This window comes from Alteromonas sp. ABH4_453 (assembly GCF_056160665.1).
Genome location: NZ_JBSWXP010000005.1, coordinates 177344 through 197713, shown reverse-complemented (window position 1 = coordinate 197713; position 20370 = coordinate 177344). Strand labels below are relative to the sequence as shown.

Genomic DNA, 20370 nt, shown 5'->3' with positions numbered 1-20370 from the left:
ATTATGTCGTTACTTCCGATATTACCACACAAATACGAGCAATATGTTTTTGTTACTTAAAAGTGAAAGTTCGTGTGATCAAGCTCCGCTTGACCACACCTTTCAGTCTTGATGATTCTACCTTACTAAAATCCTAGTGCACGTGGCAGAGCTTCACTGAACCAAGCAACATACGTGACTAACATAAGAACCACGAACATAGCCACATACAAAGGAATGAGCGGTCTAATGATGTTCTCAAGTTTGGTTTTAGCAATAGCACAGGTAATAAAAAGTACCGCGCCTACGGGCGGTGAGCATAATCCAATAGATAGGTTGAGTACTAGCATGATGCCAAACTGCAACTCGCTCATTCCAAGCTCTAAGGCAACCGGCAAAAATATGGGCGTAAAAATAAGTACGGCAGGCGTCATATCCAAGAATGCACCAACCACAATGAGTAACAAGTTGATAAGAAGAAGAATGAGTAATGGGTTATCGCTTATCGATAACAGTGCATTACTTAAAGTCTGCGGGATATTTTCAAACGATAAAAGCCATGACATCGCGGTTGAAGCCGCGATAAGCAGCATTACAATTGCTGTTGTTTCCGCTGCTTTTAAGAATATATCGGGTAAGGCTTTCGCTTCTACTTCTTTATAAAACACCACAGCTAACAGCAAGGAGTAAACTACCGCAATGGCACCCGCTTCAGTAGCGGTAAAAACACCGCCCACAATGCCGCCAATCACTAAGAATATGAGGAACAGGGAAGGGAGTGCTGCGATAGTTTTTTCGACAACTACTTTAATAGGAAGTCGCGGCGATAGCGGGTATCCCTTCATTTTTGCATAGACAAAGCACACTAGCATTAGCGCTAGACCCACCATAATGCCTGGAATATAGCCAGCCATAAAAAGGGCGGCGATGGATACGCCACCGCTAGCGATTGCGTATACAATTAAGATATTACTTGGTGGAATTAACATTCCCGTAGTTGATGCTGCGGCAGTGACCGCTGCGCTAAAATTCGGCTCGTAGCCCGCTTTTTTCATTTCGGGCAACATGAAGCTGCCAATAGCAGACGTAGTCGCTACCGCAGACCCTGAAATTGCACCAAACAGCATGCAGGAAACAACATTCACCAAGGCTAAACCACCGGGAAGCGCACCGATAAGCGCCATTGCACATTCAATTAATCGCTTGGCTATGCCGCCGCGTCCCATGATAAGGCCAGATAAAACAAAAAATGGGATTGCCAATAGTGCAAAGCTATTAAGACCACCTGCCATACGCTGGGCAATAGTAATGGTAGCCGGAGCAATGTCCATGCTCATTACCATAGCAAGCAGCGTGGCTACACCAATGCTGATTGAAATGGGAACATTTAAAAGAAGGAGTACAAAAAAGGCGACGACTAAGATAATACCGGTCAGTTCCATTACGCTGATTCCTCATTGTTGTCTTGCCAAAGCGTTGTAATGTTAACCAGTGCATAGGCAATGATAAGGCCTCCAGATAAGGGAAGCACGCTATAAATAAAGCCCATTTTTACACCTAGCGCTGCTGAAATTTGCTCTAGCTCTAATGTAAGAGACACTAGTTCAGCGCCGCCGTATACCATCACTAAAACACAGAAAATAATGACGATAATTTCAACGCAGGTGAGCAAAAGGCGTTTCACTTTACGTGACTGGCGCTCAACAATTAGGTTGAAGCCTAAATGCGCGTTTTGACGATACGCATAAGCCGCACCTAAAATACCAATCCAAATAAGTATGAACCTAGATAATTCTTCGGTGATTGAAGCGGGGTCTTTAAGTACGTAACGTGAGACCACTTGCCAAATCACGGTAAGTAAAATACTTACCATGGCAACTATAAGTGTGCCGGCTAAGGCTTTATCGATAAGGCGTATTATTGTCATTGTTACATCGCTTTTATTTGCGTAATTAAGTCGCCAATAGGCGTGCCTTCAAAGCTCTTATGAAAAGGCTTTACCGCTTCAACGAAAGGCGCTTTATCAGGCGTAATAACTGTGACGCCTTCGGCTTTTACCTTTTCTAAAGATGCTTGGGTCGATGTTTTCCAAAGCTCGCGTTGGTATTCAACCGAGTCTTCCATAGCCTTGGTTAACCACGTTTGCTGCTGCTCATTCAAACCTTCCCACACTGGTAGTGATGCCAGCATGACATCTGGCACGCTCGTATGCTCATCAAGGCTGTAATACTGAGCAATTTCATAATGACGAGAAAGGTAGTAGCTAGGTGGGTTATTCTCAGCACCATCCACAACACCTTGCTGAAGCGCTGTGTACAGCTCTCCCCAAGAGACGGGCGTTGCTGCTCCACCCAGTGCGCGAACTGTAGCTACCGCAGTGGGGCTATTTAACACGCGAATTTTTAGCCCGTTCAGATCGCTTGGTGTTTCTATAGGTCTGTCGTTGGTATAAAAGCTACGGCTTCCCGCATCGTAATAGCCGAGACCTTTTAGTCGAAAATCTTCAATACCGGATAGCAACTCATTGCCTAAGTCGCTGTTCAACACTCGCCAAAAATGATCATTATCGCGAAAAATGTAGGGAATACTGAATATCTTCATTTCAGGAGCAAACCCTTCTAGGGGGCTTGCAGACACCTTCGTCATGGCAAGTGAGCCAATCTGCAACAGTTCTACCATTTCTCGCTCGGTGCCCAGCTGGCTGCTCGGATAAATAATCACACTCATTGTACCGTCAGAATAGTAATCGAGTCGCTCTCCAAGGTATTCCATTGCCTTATGCACAGAGTGTTGCGTGTCCAACGTATGCCCTAAACGCAATACGGTGACTTCGCCTTGCAATTCATTTTGCGAACACGCGGCTGTTAGCAACATCGCTGTAGCAGAGAGCGTGAGTTTTAGATACCGCAACATATTCAATACACCTATTTAGAACAGGGCAGCTTAGCGCAACTGCGATGGCGGAAACTTATCCATATCATCGTAATCCAGGTTTTCTCCCGCCATTCCCCAGATAAACGCATAGCTTCCTGTACCCACACCACAGTGAATTGACCAAGGTGGTGAAACCACAGCTTCTTCATTTGCTACAAAAATATGGCGAGTTTCGTGAGGTTCGCCCATGAAGTGACAGACTCTGCTTTCGCTGTCCATATCAAAATAAAAGTACACTTCATTGCGTCGGTCATGCTGATGAGCAGGCATAGTGTTCCAAACAGAGCCTGTGTGAAGGCGGGTTAACCCCATCTGTAATTGACAAGTATCGACAACAGAATTGATAAGTAACTGTCTGATATCTCGCTTGTTAGAGGTTTCTTGACTACCTAGATGAAGAACATTTGCGTCGGCACTACCTATTTTTTTACAGGGATAGGCGTGATGAGCCGGCGCGGAGTTTAAGTAATATTTGGCAGGATTGGACGCATTGTCTGACTCAAATATTACTTCTTCATTGCCTTGGCCGATGTATAGGGCTTCCTCGTTATCTAAATGGTAAGTCGTGCCTGAAACGGTAATGGTGCCTGGACCGCCGATGTTTATCACACCTACTTCGCGACGGGCGGTAAAGAAGGGCATTTTTAACTGATCTTCAATGGTTTCTAGTGTCAATGCACTTGCAGTGGGTACTGCGCTTCCAAGCATAAAGCGTTCGTAATGGGTGTATATCCATACGACTTTGCCCTCTGTCATCAGGGTGTCGACCAAAAAGGCGTCGCGCAGTTCTTGCGTATTGTAAGCATTGGCCTCTTTACGGCCTATGGCGTATCGCGTGTCTATTTTTTCGTTCATCACTTTTTTCCCATTCATCGTTGTTTTGCTGCACAAGGCTATTTGTTAGCTCGGGGCTATCTTATCGCTCAGGGCTATTGTATTGCTCAGGGCTGTGACCTTTGTTAGTCGCTAGCGTGCTAAAAAGCCGCCGTCAACCGCAAGGATATGGCCGTTAACGTAGTTACTTGCTGCGCTCGCAAGAAATACTGCTGCCCCTGCTAAATCGTCGCTTTCACCCCAACGATTAGCTGGAATGCGGGCGCAAATTTCAGCACTGCGCTTTTCATCATCTTGCAGCGCTTGGGTATTATCGGTTTTGATATAACCGGGCGCTATCGCGTTTACCTGTACATTGTGCTGTCCCCACTCATTGGCCAGCGCCTTTGTTAATCCGGCAATGGCATGTTTGCTCGCAGTGTATGCGGGAACAGTAATACCGCCGGTGTAACTCAACATTGACGCAATGTTGATGATCTTACCTTGCCCACGCTCTACCATCGTCTTGCCAATAGCTTGGCTAAGTAGGAAAGCTGAATCGATGTTGACTGCAAGTACGTTTCTCCATTCCTCAAAAGGAAAGTCGGTAGCAGGTGCCCTGAAAATAGTACCGCCGTTGTTGAGAAGTATGTCGACGTGTCCTTTAACGCTTAACGCATCTTCGGCAAGTTTGGCTACAGCGCTGGCATCGGCAAGGTCGGCATCTAATGCCATAGCTTGCCCCCCTTCACTTTGAATTTTACGTAATGTCTCATCACAGCCACCTGGTCGAGAGCTCGCGCAGATGACGAAGGCACCTGAAGTGGCGAGTGTTAAGGCAAGCGCTTGACCTATACCTCTGCTTGCGCCAGTAACCAATGCTGTCTTACCTTCTAGGCTGAAATTGACCATGTAATTCACCTTTACCATCTGCGTTATCAAATGCCTGACTTTCATCGACATACTAAGTTGAAATATCTCGTTAACAAAATTTAAAATAATTGCCACCGGTGGCAATTGTCAATATATTGTTTAAAAATATCGTAAATTAGTTCAGCGCGTTAACAACCAATGGAGAGCATAAAAGTGATTAAATTGAGTAAGATAGGTCTAATTTTGGTGCCATTTTTGGCAAGTTGCTCACAAGAAGATATAAATCCAACTTTGTCTGTCAAGGTCAAAAATCCAGCAAATGGTGGTAACGGGAAGCAAGTTTTCGAAATTTCACTGCCCCCGCAATATTCAGGTTGGAAGTTGAAGCAACACCCTTCTGAGTGGATAGAAAATGATGAAGGGAAAGCGATGCTTTTAGGTGCGGCATCTATAGCGGCAGGCAAGAGCATATCGTTAGAACTTTTACCACCTAAGCAGGTTTCAAATAATAATGTTCAAGACAGAGCGCACGCGGAACTTTCATTAAGAGCGGGAGGGGAGTGGCAAGACGCAGCATATAGCGCTGAAGGCTTTGCGTTTGAAGAGGTCACTTCGTTTACGTCACCCCCTCAATTAACCGACCATTCTTACTTTTTGCGTTACGAAGGGCCCGGTTGGGAGTCTGATCAAATGGGCTATCGTCTCTATCTTGATTGGCGCAACGCGATAGATGTCTTTGTAAAAACTGATGACAGTGTAGTGTTACCCGAAGTTGGGCAAGACGGCTATGATAGCTATCACACTTTATCTTCGTGGGGCGGAGACGCGCTTAAAGTTGGCAAATCGTTGGGAGTGGGTGCACTAGGTCGATTAACAGAACAAGAAACCCAAGACTCCTCAACGCAGACAGTCATGCATTTTCAGCATGTTGAGAATACGCAATACAAATTGGTATCGAATTCTCAGTTGCGGGCTGAGTTCGAAGTTGGCTACGAAGGGTGGACATCGTCTGATGCGAAAACGGACAGCATTGACGTTACCACGCACTATCGAATTGATGCGTTCGACCCCACAACCCACATCAGAGTTTCTGTATCAGAGCCTTCGGATAATATTGTCGCGGGTTTAGTGGCACATGATGGAATGCAAGTAATTAAAGCTGAGCGCGGAGAGTGGGGCGTGATAGCTACTTGGGGGGCTCAAAGTATCTTGGCAGATAATGACAACTTAGGATTGGCCCTTGTTTACCGGTTAGATCAGGTCGAAAGGGTATTTGAGGGTGAACATGACCACCTTGTGTTGTTTAAACCTTTGACCGCTTTTGACTATAAAATTCTCGCGGTTTGGCCCAAGCGTAGTAGCGACATACAAACTGCAAAGCAGTTCGAAGATTATCTGATTAACAAGCTAAAAGTGCACAGCCATCCGTTTACTGTATTAAATTAAGCAACATTACTTAACTTGGAAAACGGTTTGATGCGAAGGACTGGGGCGGTTGATCTTTAATTTTTAGCAGAGCTCAACAAGCCCCTAGATTTACCAAATCCCTACGGTTTAGCTTCAATTCTTAAAATTCCTTACTTCTCTTTCGATTTTTGCTATTTTCCATGAGTTTACTCGAGCCTAGAAAATATTGACCATCTAACCCTATACCGTATTCAGAACCTTTAATTAGCCAATGAAATAAATAATTCATAAATTGACTAAATGGACTATTTTTTCTTGATTGAATATTCAATAATCCTAAGCGCTGCGCCGCCTCCGTTTATGTTTGCTTACCCTCCTCCTTTACTTTCATATTGTTGTGTCAAAAAGCTTTTACTTTTTGGTCAATAATTTGTCACCGAAGTGTCATAAATTTTATCCACACTTTTTGCCCGCTAAGACCGTTTAGCGAGGTAAGCCATCTGCTCTCCTCATCTCTAATTATAAAACAAGTATAAGCAAGGAACCGTAATGAAAAGCGAAACTCTTCGTGGAATAAAGTATTCAGCGATTGCACTAGCAGTAACACTTGGAATGTCTGCCTGCTCACTAGAGGGTGATGATGGCGAAGACGGCGTTCAAGGGCCAGTGGGCGAACAAGGTCCAACAGGTGAGCAAGGCCCTTCTGGCGAACAGGGCCCTGTGGGTGAACAGGGACCAGAAGGTACAACAGCAGGTACGCTTACTCGTATTGCGACTGTTCCTCTTGGCGCAGAAGTAACGGGTATTTTCCTCACTGATGAAGGCGACCTGTTTTTCAATGTACAGCATCCATCTGGTACGAATGCAGCAACGACTAGTGTCAACGACATGCCTATCAATACAGGTACTGTGGGTGTGCTAGCAGGCGCTAACTTTAATAATCTGCCGGTTACCCTACCAAATTCTCCGGTACCAAGCTCTGATGAAGAAAAAGAGCTGGTGGTTTCTGCCATTGGTCAATACCAAGTACTTGGGCAAACCGGTGATACTTTCGGTACTGATCTTCCTGAAGGTTTAGGCCACATCTACACACTCGATGGCGAAGAACTTGTTCTTGAAAACGATATGCCTGACTTTAACGGCTTTATTTCAACGGCCGAAGGCGAAGGGTATCTTTTCTCTAACTGGGAAGAGCTTCCTGGCGGTATGAGCCGCATGAAGGTAGAAAAAGACGAATTTGGCATGTGGGAAGTAACAGAAGCCATGATGCTCGACTTCTCACCAGTGTGGGGCACGGCAGCAAACTGTTTCGGCTCAATGTCACCATGGGGCACGCCTCTTACGTCGGAAGAGTGGGTGGTTAACTCTGCGGTAGACACAACAACGTCTCCTAGCTGGAATAACCCAGAAGCCGTATCAACCGATGCACGCTTAGGTCGCATGTGGCAGATGACAGCACCAGATGCGCCAAATCCTTACAACTATGGCTACATAGCAGAAGTTACAGAGCCATTGGCTAATGAGCCAGTGATTGTTAAGCACTTCACTATGGGCCGTTATGAACACGAAAATTCAACGGTAATGCCTGATGGAAAAACCGTTTATCTTTCTCAAGATGACACCGGCGGCGTGCTGTTTAAATTTGTCGCTGATACTGCAGAAGACTTATCTGCAGGTACGCTTTACGGCGCTAAACTAACTCAAGATGCAGGGCAAAATGACCCAGCGACCACGGGGTTTGCTGTTGAGTGGGTTGAGCTAGCCAGTGGCGACAATATGACTATTCGCGCATGGATTGACGAGTACAACGGTATTGGTACTGACGATTACGTAGATGGCCAAAGCTCTTATATCACAATGGCCGACGTTCAGGCATGGGTTGATGGCGATGCAACGTATCCAACAGTGGAAGAGGGTGGTTCTAGCGTAACCGCTGGTCAACCTATGGACGACCGCGTGGCGTTCCTAGAGAGCCGCGCAGCAGCCCGCCTTAAGGGGGCTACCGCAGAATGGAGAAAACTAGAAGGTATCTCTATTAACCAGAAGCGTGCGCAAGAAGCTGTAGAAGGTGTTGATACCATTGAAGGTGAAGTCGTAGACAATGCATACCTTTACATCGGCATTGCTGATATCGATAACACTATGGTTGACGGTGAAGGCGACATGCAGCTTTCTGCCCGCGTTAAAGATTGTGGTGGTGTTTATCGCGCCAAGCTGGAAGAAGGCTACAACATTTCTCGTATCGAACCTGTAGTGATGGGTGGTACGTACCGTTCAAGCCTGACAGGTGCAGAGCGCTGTGATGTTGAGCAGCTTTCTCAACCAGACAACGTTGTAGTTATGAACGACGGCCGTATTCTTATCGGTGAAGACGGTTTCCAAGAAAACAATACGCTGTGGATGTATGAACCAGCAGATAAATAAGTTTTCTCTTTAATTTAAAATTTGCCGGGTGTTTAAACACCCGGCTTTTTCCGTTGTGACGATTATGAAAATACTTAAAATAACTTCAGGTGTAGGCATTCTGCTTTCACTACTTATCAGTGCGGGGTGCACTGAAAGCACAAGTGCTGACCTAAGCAGTCAATCAAATACCGGCATAAGAACAAGTACTCACTCTGCTAATGGGAAAGGGCCTTCATCAGAGCAGACAAACGCCGACAATGTGCACTATTACCCTTATCAAGAAGGTGATGATATTCCCTCACTTGCCTATATTGAGCACAATGAAGTGTATAACCCAGAATCGGTGATCCCGCCCCAGTGTTACACCAAAACTGAAGGCGTTAAAAACCCGTGTTATGCGTGTCACCAAAGTTACGATTCGATAGAAAAGCGCCCTAACCAAATGGGTGATGGTACATTGCAGGGTAACTATGAATTTTCCGATGTTGGGTTAACGAATAGCTGGAAGAACCTTTTTATAGACCGTACGTCGCTCATAGCGGATATTGATGATGCCACCATTAAAAAATATGTAGAACAAGACAATTACACCGCATCGATTCAAAGCGACGCAATGCCAGAATATATGCGCATCGAAAGTTTAAGTGAAGCTGATAAGGCTTTTGATAAAGACGGTTTCGCCAAAGATGGCAGCGGGTGGGTATCTTACAATTACAAACCCTTCCCAAGTACCTTCTGGCCGACTAACGGGTCAACCGGTGATGCCATGATCAGGCTTCCTGAAAGCTTTCAAACACTGAATGGTGAATATGATCAGGCCGTTTATACATTGAACTTAAGCCTAGTTGAAATGGCGGTCAAAGAGCTAGACACATTAACAGTAGCACCAGTCGATGAATTAGCGCTGAACCTTGATGTAAACAACGACGGTAAGCTCACAAAATTAGTGACTGAAATGGCGCGTTCGTCGCATTATGTTGGCGATGCAAGTGCAGTTCCGCTTGCCCATATGCTTTACCCCGAAGGTACCGAATTCTTGCACACTGTGCGTTACATTGGCGTGGATGAAAACGGAAATATTTACAATGCGCCGCGGATGAAAGAAGTGCGCTACATGAAAAAGCATATGTTCAGAAGCCGCGAAAGCTTGGCCTCTGCCTATTATGCCGAGGCAAAAGATAAGCATTTTGAGAAATTGCCTCAAACTCGCTATCTGGGTGAAAAGGGGATAGACAACGGCTTTGGCTGGACAATTAACGGCTTCATCGAAGATGAGCTGGGCGAACTGCGTGCTCAACACGATCAAGAGCTAGCGTTTTGTAACGGCTGTCATAAAACAGTAGGGTCAACCTTTGACCAGACATTTTCATTTGCCCGCAAAGTGCCTGGCGATGCAGGGTGGGGATATATTGATTTGCGTGCCATCGAAGATGTACCAAATATCAATGAAGAAAAAGGCGAATTCCTCACCTACATGGAGCGCGTGGGCGGTGGCGATGAGTTCCGTCAAAACGGAGAAATGCTGGCCAAATGGTTTGATGAAAAAGGCATGGTCAAGGTGGAAGAAGTGCAACGTGCCAAGTCAGTGTATGACATCATTACTCCTTCACCAGAGCGCGCTTATGCGCTAAACAAAGCTTATTTGACCATAGTGAAAGAACAAAGTTATCTGTTTGGTCGCGATGCGACACTGACTGAAGCGACTAACGTGTTAAGCACCATTGATGCCCAGCAGCCACCACTTAAACCTGAATATCGCTTCAAGTGGGATATGCGTCTTAACTGGCAACAGGAAAAGCCAAGCACCATAGCAGAAGCGCGTCAACACTAACCATTAGTAGATGCTTACAGGCGTAAAGTTTGATATCGACCAGTTGCTGCGCTCGCGAGCTCTGTATTGCTCGCGAGCATCTAATTCGAATGCTTTGCTGCTAATGAAGGTCATCAGAAGAAGTATCGCTTAAGCTGAAGTGCTTAGAAGGCCAGATTCTTTCTCTGGGGAATGAAAGGATGTGAACGCGATATTGTTCTGAGCGTTCGTTACCATTCGCTTCTCGGCCGGAGCCCCTGATTTGTCTTCACCTTCCTGCTGGGGGAGGTGCTTGACCTTAATGCCGTTTTGCTTGAAATCAGCATTAATAAAGCCTTGGTCTGAATACGCGTTCAATACATTGATACATGGGTAAAAGCCCCATTTCGAGTGAAAACGCTGAGCATTATGAACAAAGTCTAAAAGGTGATTCACTGGACATTGATAATTAGGGCGGTGTGGTGCGAAGGTTCGCGTGGGTAATTGCTCTAACGAGAACCCTAATGCTCTACAGTTAGTGAAGAAATCTTCGTCGTTTAGTCCGAAACCCGCGTAGCCTTCATCGAAGCCGCCGGTTTTCTGAAAGTCTGCCTTACGAATAAAAAACACTGTAGAACAAATACTATCGTCACTAAACTTTCCATGATTAATTTCCTGATCTCTTGAAGGTATTTCGTTATTGTCATCTTCGGGTAACGTGTCGTCATTACTTGCTAAATAACCGATTTCTTTCTCATCTTTTGAAATTGTTCGGTAGGGCTTACTACAGCGCTCGTTGGGCAGAAATACCACTGATGTGAACACTACGGTGTTGTCACGAAGTGCAAGCAAGCCATCCTTAAAAAGCGATGGGGCAATAACTGCATCTACGTTTAAATAAACTAAATTCGCGTGCTTGGCCGCTGACATACCCTTGTTGCGCGCTTTCGCTATCGGAAGCGCATCTTGATTTACAAATTTGTGAACAATGTCGAATTTCTCACTCTGTATAAGTGACAAATCAGAAGGAGGTGCCATCCAAACAATGACTAGTTCATCTGGCGTTGGAGAGCATTGCTCTAACTGAGTAATCAAATTAGTCAGCTGTTCAGTCCTGCTCTTAACGATAGTTACTGCACTTATTGGTGAACGCATACTCTTCCTCCCTTTCTAATTTATTGAATTTGTAATAACTAGGACACGATACGTTGAACGTTATACTCTCGTGTAAGCAAATAACATTCCTCTTTTGCAAGTTATTGTTTGTAAAGTGTAAATTTTATTGAAGGAGTTTGATTTTGAGAATTTTCAGCAATGGTTGGGCGTCAAGGTAAGCAAGAGGTGCAAAGGAAGAGAAAAATTTACAAACGAATGTATGGAGGCAAATAGCAGTTTTTTATTTTAAATTTTTTGGTGGTTTGTTCTGATTTTCAGATTAACATCGCTCGTTGTTTCATAACTCTCTTTTACTGAGCATCTAGCGCGTAATAGCTTTGCCGTTCCCACATATTTTGGTATGCTTGGTTTGTAGGTTAAACATTACAATTCAATAGTTTAAATATTCCTACAAATATTGCTTAACACGTTTTCTTTTGAGTAGAGCTGATCCGATATTGTTGGTTATTACTCACTCAAAGTGTAGGTAAATCTTCAGCCTTACTTGTAACGTATTAATTTCTGAACTTCTTATTTTTTCTGGTGGACAAAGGCTGTGGAATCACAATCGTCTGTATTCATTCGACACTATGACAAACAATCATTAAAGGTGGTTGATGTCATATCTGGTATCTCACCGAATGCTATGCGTAGAGTATTTGGTGGCTGGATATTTTTCGCTGCTGTTGTTGGCGTTATTGTAAGTGTAGCACCAGATTTGAGCGCTCAATTTATCGGTTTAACGCTTTTCGTTCTTGTTGCTTTTACACTCGTAATGTTTGGTCAGAGCAGAATAACGGAAGGCTGGCCAGCTATCATTTGTGACAACAACTATATTGGCGTGGTGAGAGACCCCGTCAAGAGAGAGTATATTTGTGTGAACGCTGCGCTGGTCAAGGAAGCTAAACCTACATTAATAAAACCCAATAAAAAAGCGGTTGAGATTGTGTTAGATAGCGAACAACTATCGGCAGAAGATCACGAGGTGCTAAACCAAGCGGTTTGGCCTCGAGAGAACAAGCTGATAGGGCTAGCACATTTTAAAAAGCGTGAAGAAGCGTGTGATAGCCTTATGTGGTGTGTCAAACACCGTAGTTAGCTCTCTTTAGATTTACAGCCTTGAGATTAGTGTTAATCCGTGATTAGCGCTAGCTCGGTAAATAGCGGGTAGTGATCTGAGCCTATGCTTTCAAGCTTCTCTATATTGACCAATGCAAAGTGTTTCGAGTGAAACACGTGGTCTAATGGCCATTTCACTAAAGGATATTTCGCGTGAAATGTATTAAAAAAACCGCGCCCCTCTCGTGGGTCTAAAAGTCCGCTTATTTTCTTGAATTTTCTGGTAGTAGGTGACCAAGCCACATCGTTAAGATCGCCAGCGACGACGATAGGCCCCTCTGTTTCAGCTATTTCTTCCCCCACAACCGTAAGTTCTACGTCTCTGGGCTTTGCATACGTGTTTTCTGTTGGGCTTGGTGGTTTTGGGTGAAGAAAATACAGTGTGACATCTCGTTCATTAAGTTTGATTTTCACTCGCATAGAGGGAACATCATCTTCAATTAAAAATCGCAATGAGACCTCTTCAAAGGGGACCTTGCTGTATAGATGCATACCGTAGAGGTTTTCGAGTGGGCAAAATTTACGATATGGGTATTCAGACTCAATTTCACTGATGCCTTTCTGCCACTTCTCATTAGATTCCAACGTTACAAGAAAATCGGGTTGCTTATTTCGTACATGTTCAATGAGCTTGCGAAAATCGTCATTAGGCATATACACATTGCTTGATAAAAGGCTTAGCTTTTGGCTCGCGCTCTCAACCTGTATGTGCCTAACTTCTCTTTTATATAAAGGGGTATAAGGAACGATCCAGACAACCTGATAAATAAGGCTCACTGTTAATCCAGCTACAATAGTTATTGCGAGGCTATCAATCTTTGCGTAATAGGCTAACTCAATAATATGCCAAGCAATTAACAAAGCAATTATAGCTGCTATCTGTAATCGCGGAAATTCCCAAACTCTTACTAACCAATGAGAAGAAGGGAGCAAAGGGGCCCAGCTTACGGCTATAAATAAGACTGAAACAGCAGTAAGTGCAGTATCCATGTCTGGTTGGTCCTTTAGTTTAATTAACGAAGAACGCTTCACCTGCTAATTCGGCCTGCAAAATCAAATTGATGACCATAGCCAGTGAAGCGATACGAATCGTTATAGCTACGGCGGCTTTGTGAAAATAGTTTAACCTAGGTATCACTGCAACTAGGCGGCGGCCAACGGCGAAAAGTTAGTTCCTAGTACAATCGATAGGAACTTTTCTTACGTGAAGTTGACGAGTCTTGGGCATGAACAAAATTAAGTAAAAAGTTCTCAAACAAAGGCAAAGTTTGCAAAACAAACTTACTTTATTAGACCTAAATTTTAATATTTATCATTAAAAACAATACTTTATTTTGTTGGCAAGGAATTGGCATGACTATCTTCGAGTTTCGACAAAGGAGAAATGTTATGAAACGTTCAATTATTTCTATGATTGTTGCTACAACTTTGACCACAGCTGCATATGCAGGTGACATGGGCACTGACAGCACAGAAAATAAATGGGAAAAAGGCGCCAAAGACGCATGGATTGATGGCAAAGCAGAAGCAACGCTGTTGTTCAATGGTAACCTTGATTCATTCGACATTAACACTGACGTTAAAAACGGAAATGTTGTTCTTACTGGTAAAGTTGAGAACTCTGTTGATAAAAAGCTAGCGGAAGAGCTAGTGGCGAATATCGACGGTGTAACGTCTGTAGATAACAAGCTAACGGTTGTCTCTGACAAAGATATGGATGGCGATATGTCAGATGACATGGAAGACACGGTTGACGAAGGTACAAGCGAGTTGACTGATGCTAAAATCGCCACAGTAATCAAAACCCGTCTTCTTATGGATACTGACATTTCAGGTTTTGATATTGATGTTGACGTGGAAAACGGTGTAGTAATGCTGACTGGTGAAGTTGATTCTGATGCCGAGCGTGACTTGGCAGTAGAAATTGCTAAAAATGCTTCTGATGTCAAAGATGTAGAGAGCAACTTGCGTGTAGTAACTGAAACCGCAATGAACTAAAGGTTCTTTTCATCATTTTCACAAAAAAGGGGCGCTCGCCCCTTTTTTCTTATCAAATATTAAACAAGCATATAATAATCGAAGTCAATGCTTCTATTCTTCGTTAAAGAGTACTATCTGCCAATTTCAGATTGGACCTCTTTGCGATATTCAGTGCAACCATCAAAAACAAATTAGAGTTCGTAGATAGTAATATCAGTTCCATTTTGCTTACTACAATGCGCTTTATGTTCACGTACTTGTTCTGAATCCAAATAAGCATATGCACCGCAGACGTCAAAACTACCATGTTCAAATCACGTTAAATTTCAACAATTTTTCATTCGTTTAAATCAAAATTTTCATCTGAAATTACTCCAACATTAGCAAGAACCGAAGCGAGAATTAATGTAAGAGACATTAAAACGGGCTTCATCCATGGGATAACTGAAACGTCAAATAACCACAAGGCAGTAGGCATTGTCTTTGTTTTAGACATTTACACCTCTTGGCAGACAAACGCTTACCGGTACACCTCATACTTAAGTCAATATTATTGGTAAGTCCGGTTGAGGGGGAATATTGCATTTTGTAATGCCGATTTAACTATCTTACAAATCAATTGACAAAGTAATGAAATCTTTAAATAGATTGCCTTCGAGAGGGAGGGGAATTTGTATTATTGCTGTTTTTATTACTGAACCTATTGTCTTCTAATACTTATGTCTATTTCCACGGCAATATTTAGCACGAAAAATGAACTTTTTGGTAATGCCAAACATGCGCTGAACACTTTATTCTTCATCTACTGGCAATTTTGAAGTCGTTTTTACAAACTTTTTTTGGATAGGCTTTGATTAAACCCGAAAGAAAAACACGGAAAATTTCTCTTAAAGTGTGTAGAAAATTCTCTCAATATATCTTGCAGTAGTAGTCGTGCTTCATATCTTACTGAATTGCAAAGAAATATATTGTGGTATAGAAGCTGCAATTAAAAATCACACATAGTTATCAAATTAGCGCATTGTTTGGCTTACCTTAACTCTTTAGCGCTAAGTTTATTAATTAGATTATGAGCAGTTCACAGATGGTCAAGGAGTGAGGCATGAACATTTTAAAGTGGGTTTATTCAGCTATAGTTGTTTCAGTTGTAATAGCATTAATCGGTTTGTTCGGCCAAGGCAAGCTTTCAATTAGCCAAGCAACGGCCGATGACGCTGAACGCACTGTTCATGCAGATATCGTTAAAGTTGAACAGACATTATCACTTGTTGAGTTTGATCTATCCAAAAAAACGCATTTGCTTAGAAAAACACGCTTAGATTTTTATGTTAAGCAGGCAAAACAAGCTGATTTAAGAGGCTGGAAGTTTAAACGTGACGAGTTTGTTGAGCGCGCTGAGAACATCATTAGCCACCATCTTACACAATATGCGAACGATATCGCTCAAGAGACAGATACCTACACTGCACAAGCAATTTAGCCCAAATAGCATTAATGAAAACGCCCTTTACGTTTTGAGAACGTGAAGGGCGTTTTTTGGCTTACAAATACATTCAAATATCAGACAAAAAAAGCGAAGCTTAAGCTTCGCTTTCATTCTTCGTGTCAGACTATTCAACTTCCACAATTTTTAAAGTGTTAGTTGCGCCAACTTTTTCCATTTCATCGCCATAAGTAAGGATGATGCTGTCCCCACTTTTCACTAAGCCTTTCTCTTTAAGCGATGCTATAACATCGTACTTTAACTTACCTGGTTCGCTATCTGATGAGTCAAAGTAAACCGGTTTTACACCGCGACATAATGCCATCGTATTCAGTGTTGATTCGTGACGAGACATCGCAATAATTGGCAGAGCTGTAGTGATACGCGACATCAATGTTGGCGTAGTTCCACTTTCAGTTAAACCTACAATCGCTTTAACGCTTGGCAAGTGGTTTGCGGCGTATACAGCAGAGAGGGCAATCGATTCGCTAGTAGATGAAAACTGCTGGTCCATGCGGTGCTTAGAGATTTTAACGCTTGGATGAGTTTCTGCGCCTTCACACACACGGGCCATAGCAGCAACCGTTTCGATAGGGAAGTTACCCGCGGCAGTTTCAGCTGAAAGCATAACCGCGTCAGTGCCATCTAGGACGGCGTTTGCAACGTCCATTACTTCTGCACGCGTTGGCATAGGGCTATCAATCATCGACTCCATCATTTGAGTCGCAGTAATAACAACCTTGTTCAATTGACGAGAGCGGGCGATAAGCTTTTTCTGAACGCCAACAAGTTCTGCGTCTCCAATTTCAACACCTAAATCACCACGGGCCACCATAACGGCGTCTGACGCAGTAATAATGTCGTCCATGGCTTCATCAGAAGCTACCGTTTCAGCACGTTCAACCTTCGCACAAATTTTAGCGTAGCAACCTGCTGCCTCTGCAAGTTCTCTAGCATAATTCAGGTCTGCACCGCTTCGAGGAAATGAGACCGCAAGGTAATCAACACCAATCTTTGCTGCGGTTTTGATGTCTTCTTTATCTTTGTCGGTAAGCGCATCAGCAGAAAGCCCACCGCCTTGACGGTTTATGCCTTTATTGTTTGAAAGTTTACCACCTACAGTGACCTCAGTAAGCACCTTGCGACCTTCAACACCGGTTACGCGAAGCTGAATACGGCCGTCATCAAGAAGAAGAATATCGCCTGCAGACACATCATCAGGAAGCGCTTTGTAATCAATTCCTACTTGGTTGATATCGCCTTCGTCGCGGCCAAGCTCTGCGTCTAGGATAAACTTAGCGCCTACGTCTAAATGAACACCACCTTCTGAAAAACGAGCGACACGAATTTTAGGACCTTGAAGATCGCCTAAGATAGCTACGTATTTACCTAAGTTCTTTGCAGCCTGACGCACGCGTTTGGCACGCTCGATATGATCTTCAGCCTGCCCGTGAGAAAAGTTCATACGCACTGTATTCGCGCCTGCCGCTATTAGCGCCTGGATTTTTTCGAGTGAGTCTGTTGCAGGTCCTAGGGTGGCAAGAATTTTCGTTCTTCTGGTCATGTGATTCCGTCGCTGTTTCTAAGTTAGAAAAGACAAAGAGTGATAGGTATTCCACAATGGGATAATACCTGTAATCGCTTTACGTAATTTTATTACAGAATAATAGTTGAATTTGACAATAATGTGAATGAAATAAACAAAAACGCCTAACTGGCTCGACCAGTTAGGCGTTCTTCTCGGTACATTAGCCGCTAATTGCTACGATAATAAATGCGACTATGATCAAAGTAATGACGGTTTAATCGCCGCGTTTTTCGTATCGTGAACCCCGAAGTGTGTCTTTAACACGCTTAAGGTTTTCTCTGAACTTATTACCACGGCGCAACGTAAATCCAGTAGCAAGCACGTCAATGAGGGTGAGCTGCGCAATTCGAGACGCCATAGGCATATACATATCGGTATCTTCTGGTACTTCCAACGACAACACGTAGCTGCACTCTTGAGCCAATGGGCTGTCCGCTGACGTAATACCAACAACTGTGGCATCGTTCATTCGGGCGATCTGCGCTATCTCAACAAGACTCTTTGTACGACCAGTGTGGCTTATAAGTACGACTACATCTCCCGCCGAACAATTCATACAGCTCATACGCTGCATCAGGATATCTTCAAAATACACAACGGGAACGTTGAATCGAAAGAACTTATTTAGCGCATCGTGAGCGACAGATGCTGAAGCACCTAGGCCGAAAAATGAAATTTTCTGAGCCTGAGTCAGCAGGTCGACGACACGATTAACAACATTGACATTGACCGACTGACGGGCAACTTCAAGCGAGGCCATAGTCGACTCAAAAATCTTATTCGTGTATTCATCCGGACTGTCATTTTCATCAACGTGTCGGTTAACATAAGGCGTGCCATTTGCCAAACTTTGCGCTAAATGGAGTTTAAAGTCTGGAAAGCCTTTCGTATCGAGCCTTCGACAGAATCGGTTAACAGTAGGCTCACTAACATCCGACATCTTAGCTAGGGTTGCTATACTCGAATGAATGGCTGTTTGTGGATTAGCTAAAATGACTTCAGCCACCTTTTTCTCAGATTTACTGAATGCCGCTTGATTTTGTGTGATTTTTTCTAGAATGTTCATACAGATATAGCAATTAGTTAGCACGATTTATTGTAAGGTACACCTGTAATAGTACCCAATGTGAGGTCTGTGACAAGAAAAATGTAATTTTTTGACAAATTTTGTTGTTTTTCACAGGGTAAATAAGGGTAAACTGAGGGAAATAGTAAAGATTCAGATCCTATGGTTGGTTCAAGTTGTAATTTTACTACATTTGGTGTTAACTATACGGTAAAAATAGTCGTTAGTGTTGTAAACAATTTTATAATGCGCTGCGAGCATATACATTTATAAGGTCGACGAATATGGTATTGGATAATTCCTACGAGCCCTGTGATTTTGTACTTTTTGGTACCTTGGGTGATCTTTCACGACGCAAGTTATTGCCTTCTTTATATCAGTTAGAAAAAGCTAACTTGATGCATCCAGACACTACGATTGTTGGTGTGGCGCGTCAGGAAATGGAGCTTGAAGCATATATCGAAGAAGTTCACGCTAACCTTATTAAGTTTGGTGAAAAGAATTTATGTGAAGAAACTTGGGAGCGCATGAAAGCGCGTTTGCATTACGCATGCGTAGACATGAAAGATGTGGAAAGTTACTGCGTTTTAGACGACCACGTAGACCCAACTCGCACCATGGTGTGTTACTTAGCAACGCCGCCAGCCATTTATGGCGACATTTGCCGCGGCCTGCATAGCTGCAAAATTATCGACTCAAGTGTTCGTGTAGTGCTTGAAAAGCCAATCGGTCACGATTTGGAATCGTCGAAAGTTATCAACGAACAGGTTGCAGAATACTTTGACGAAAAACAGATTTACCGCATTGACCATTACCTAGGCAAAGAAACGGTGCTTAACCTAGTATCGCTTCGTTTTGCTAACTCTATTTTTGCAACAAACTGGGATCATAACTGTATTGACCACGTACAAATTTCAGTTGCAGAGTCAGTAGGTATTGAAGGACGATGGGGCTATTTTGACGACGCGGGACAAATGCGTGACATGGTGCAAAATCACTTGTTACAAATCCTAAGCTTGGTTGCAATGGAACCGCCAACAACGTTAGATGCCGACAGCATTCGTGATGAAAAGCTTAAAGTGCTTAAAGCGCTTCGCCCTATCAATTCGTTTAACATTAACGAAAGCACGGTACGCGGTCAGTACACGTCCGGTTTTGTTAAAGGCGAAGAAGTACCTGGCTACCTTGAAGAAGAAGGTGCTAATACACAGAGTAAAACTGAAACTTTTATTGCAATAAAAGCTGAAATTGACAACTGGCGTTGGGCTGGCGTGCCATTTTACCTGCGCACAGGTAAGCGTATGCCGACCAAAGTGAGCGAAGTTGTTATCTACTTCAAGCGCCAGCCGCACAACTTATTCGGTGATAGCTTTAAAAATCTTCCACCTAACAAGTTGGTTATTCGCCTACAGCCTGATGAAGGTGTAGAAATCACCGTAATGAACAAAGTTCCAGGCCTGACCAGCTCAGGTTCGATGGATCTTCAAAAATCTAAGCTTAACCTTAGTTTCTCCGAAGCTTTCGCTGACGAGCGTATCCCTGACGCATACGAAAAACTACTTCTTGAGGTAATGCTGGGTAATCAGGCGCTTTTTGTTCGTCGCGATGAAATTGAACAGGCGTGGACGTGGGTAGACTCAATTCTTGAAGCGTGGAAGCAATCAAGCGAGCCGCCTGAGCCGTATCAGGCAGGTACATGGGGTCCGGTAGACTCTATTGGTCTTCTGGCCCGCGAGAATCGCAGCTGGTATGAAAGCAAAACAGTGAAGAAGAAATAA

The 20370-nt window shown here is 43.6% G+C and carries 17 protein-coding genes; 7 read left to right on the top strand and 10 right to left on the bottom strand.

The window, feature by feature from the left end; translation table 11 throughout:
• Positions 1-125 precede the first annotated feature (125 nt).
• From ACXAGV_RS11635 to kduD, 5 genes are all read right to left on the bottom strand, one after another.
• Positions 126-1421, bottom strand: coding sequence for a TRAP transporter large permease (locus ACXAGV_RS11635; protein ID WP_474873398.1), 1296 nt, complete (start codon positions 1419-1421; stop codon positions 126-128).
• Positions 1421-1906: a TRAP transporter small permease gene (locus tag ACXAGV_RS11630; protein WP_474873397.1), complete on the bottom strand. Its 486-nt coding sequence runs from the start codon at positions 1904-1906 to the stop codon at positions 1421-1423. The genes ACXAGV_RS11635 and ACXAGV_RS11630 overlap by 1 nt, the downstream gene beginning before the upstream one ends.
• Positions 1907-1908: 2 nt before the next feature.
• On the bottom strand, positions 1909-2892 hold the full coding sequence (locus ACXAGV_RS11625) for a TRAP transporter substrate-binding protein (RefSeq protein ID WP_474873396.1): 984 nt from the start codon (positions 2890-2892) through the stop codon (positions 1909-1911).
• A gap of 30 nt (positions 2893-2922) precedes the next feature.
• On the bottom strand, positions 2923-3768 hold the full coding sequence (gene kduI / locus ACXAGV_RS11620) for a 5-dehydro-4-deoxy-D-glucuronate isomerase (protein WP_474873395.1): 846 nt from the start codon (positions 3766-3768) through the stop codon (positions 2923-2925).
• 111 nt (positions 3769-3879) lie between these two features.
• On the bottom strand, positions 3880-4638 hold the full coding sequence (gene kduD, locus ACXAGV_RS11615; RefSeq protein WP_474873394.1) for a 2-dehydro-3-deoxy-D-gluconate 5-dehydrogenase KduD: 759 nt from the start codon (positions 4636-4638) through the stop codon (positions 3880-3882).
• Positions 4639-4812: 174 nt separating this feature from the next.
• Between kduD and ACXAGV_RS11610 the strand changes: the two genes are divergently transcribed.
• The 3 genes from ACXAGV_RS11610 (at position 4813) to ACXAGV_RS11600 (ending at position 10243) form a co-directional block, all read left to right on the top strand.
• Positions 4813-6045 carry a DUF4861 family protein gene (locus ACXAGV_RS11610; RefSeq protein WP_474873393.1) on the top strand — a complete coding sequence of 411 codons (1233 nt, stop codon included), beginning with the start codon at positions 4813-4815 and terminating at the stop codon, positions 6043-6045.
• A 510-nt stretch (positions 6046-6555) separates the two neighbouring features.
• Entirely contained in the window at positions 6556-8430 is a 1875-nt protein-coding gene (locus tag ACXAGV_RS11605; RefSeq protein ID WP_474873392.1) for an alkaline phosphatase PhoX, read from the top strand.
• 64 nt (positions 8431-8494) lie between these two features.
• Complete coding sequence (locus tag ACXAGV_RS11600; RefSeq protein WP_474873391.1) at positions 8495-10243, top strand: hypothetical protein; 1749 nt, start codon at positions 8495-8497, stop codon at positions 10241-10243.
• Positions 10244-10372: 129 nt separating this feature from the next.
• Here ACXAGV_RS11600 and ACXAGV_RS11595 read toward each other — a convergent pair whose 3' ends face one another.
• Positions 10373-11356: a glycosyltransferase family 2 protein gene (locus ACXAGV_RS11595; RefSeq protein WP_474873390.1), complete on the bottom strand. Its 984-nt coding sequence runs from the start codon at positions 11354-11356 to the stop codon at positions 10373-10375.
• A 556-nt stretch (positions 11357-11912) separates the two neighbouring features.
• Between ACXAGV_RS11595 and ACXAGV_RS11590 the strand changes: the two genes are divergently transcribed.
• A complete protein-coding gene (locus tag ACXAGV_RS11590) occupies positions 11913-12455 on the top strand; it encodes a hypothetical protein (RefSeq protein ID WP_474873389.1) in 543 nt (180 codons plus the stop codon).
• A gap of 32 nt (positions 12456-12487) precedes the next feature.
• On the opposite strand, the gene ACXAGV_RS11585 is transcribed toward ACXAGV_RS11590, so the two are convergent.
• A complete protein-coding gene (locus ACXAGV_RS11585; RefSeq protein ID WP_474873388.1) occupies positions 12488-13465 on the bottom strand; it encodes an endonuclease/exonuclease/phosphatase family protein in 978 nt (325 codons plus the stop codon).
• 399 nt (positions 13466-13864) lie between these two features.
• Between ACXAGV_RS11585 and ACXAGV_RS11580 the strand changes: the two genes are divergently transcribed.
• The gene (locus ACXAGV_RS11580) at positions 13865-14473 is read left to right on the top strand and encodes a BON domain-containing protein (protein ID WP_474873387.1); all 609 of its coding nucleotides are present in this window, start codon (positions 13865-13867) and stop codon (positions 14471-14473) included.
• Between the two features lie 319 nt (positions 14474-14792).
• On the opposite strand, the gene ACXAGV_RS11575 is transcribed toward ACXAGV_RS11580, so the two are convergent.
• Positions 14793-14951, bottom strand: a complete 159-nt coding sequence (locus ACXAGV_RS11575) for a hypothetical protein (protein ID WP_474873386.1) — start codon at positions 14949-14951, stop codon at positions 14793-14795.
• Positions 14952-15557: 606 nt separating this feature from the next.
• Here ACXAGV_RS11575 and ACXAGV_RS11570 point away from each other — a divergent pair.
• A complete protein-coding gene (locus tag ACXAGV_RS11570; RefSeq protein ID WP_474873385.1) occupies positions 15558-15935 on the top strand; it encodes a hypothetical protein in 378 nt (125 codons plus the stop codon).
• 130 nt (positions 15936-16065) lie between these two features.
• Here ACXAGV_RS11570 and pyk read toward each other — a convergent pair whose 3' ends face one another.
• A complete protein-coding gene (pyk, locus tag ACXAGV_RS11565) occupies positions 16066-17502 on the bottom strand; it encodes a pyruvate kinase (protein WP_474873384.1) in 1437 nt (478 codons plus the stop codon).
• 238 nt (positions 17503-17740) lie between these two features.
• Complete coding sequence (locus ACXAGV_RS11560; RefSeq protein ID WP_015067467.1) at positions 17741-18592, bottom strand: MurR/RpiR family transcriptional regulator; 852 nt, start codon at positions 18590-18592, stop codon at positions 17741-17743.
• Positions 18593-18876: 284 nt separating this feature from the next.
• Here ACXAGV_RS11560 and zwf point away from each other — a divergent pair, with 284 nt between their 5' ends.
• Positions 18877-20370, top strand: a complete 1494-nt coding sequence (gene zwf, locus ACXAGV_RS11555; protein WP_474873383.1) for a glucose-6-phosphate dehydrogenase — start codon at positions 18877-18879, stop codon at positions 20368-20370.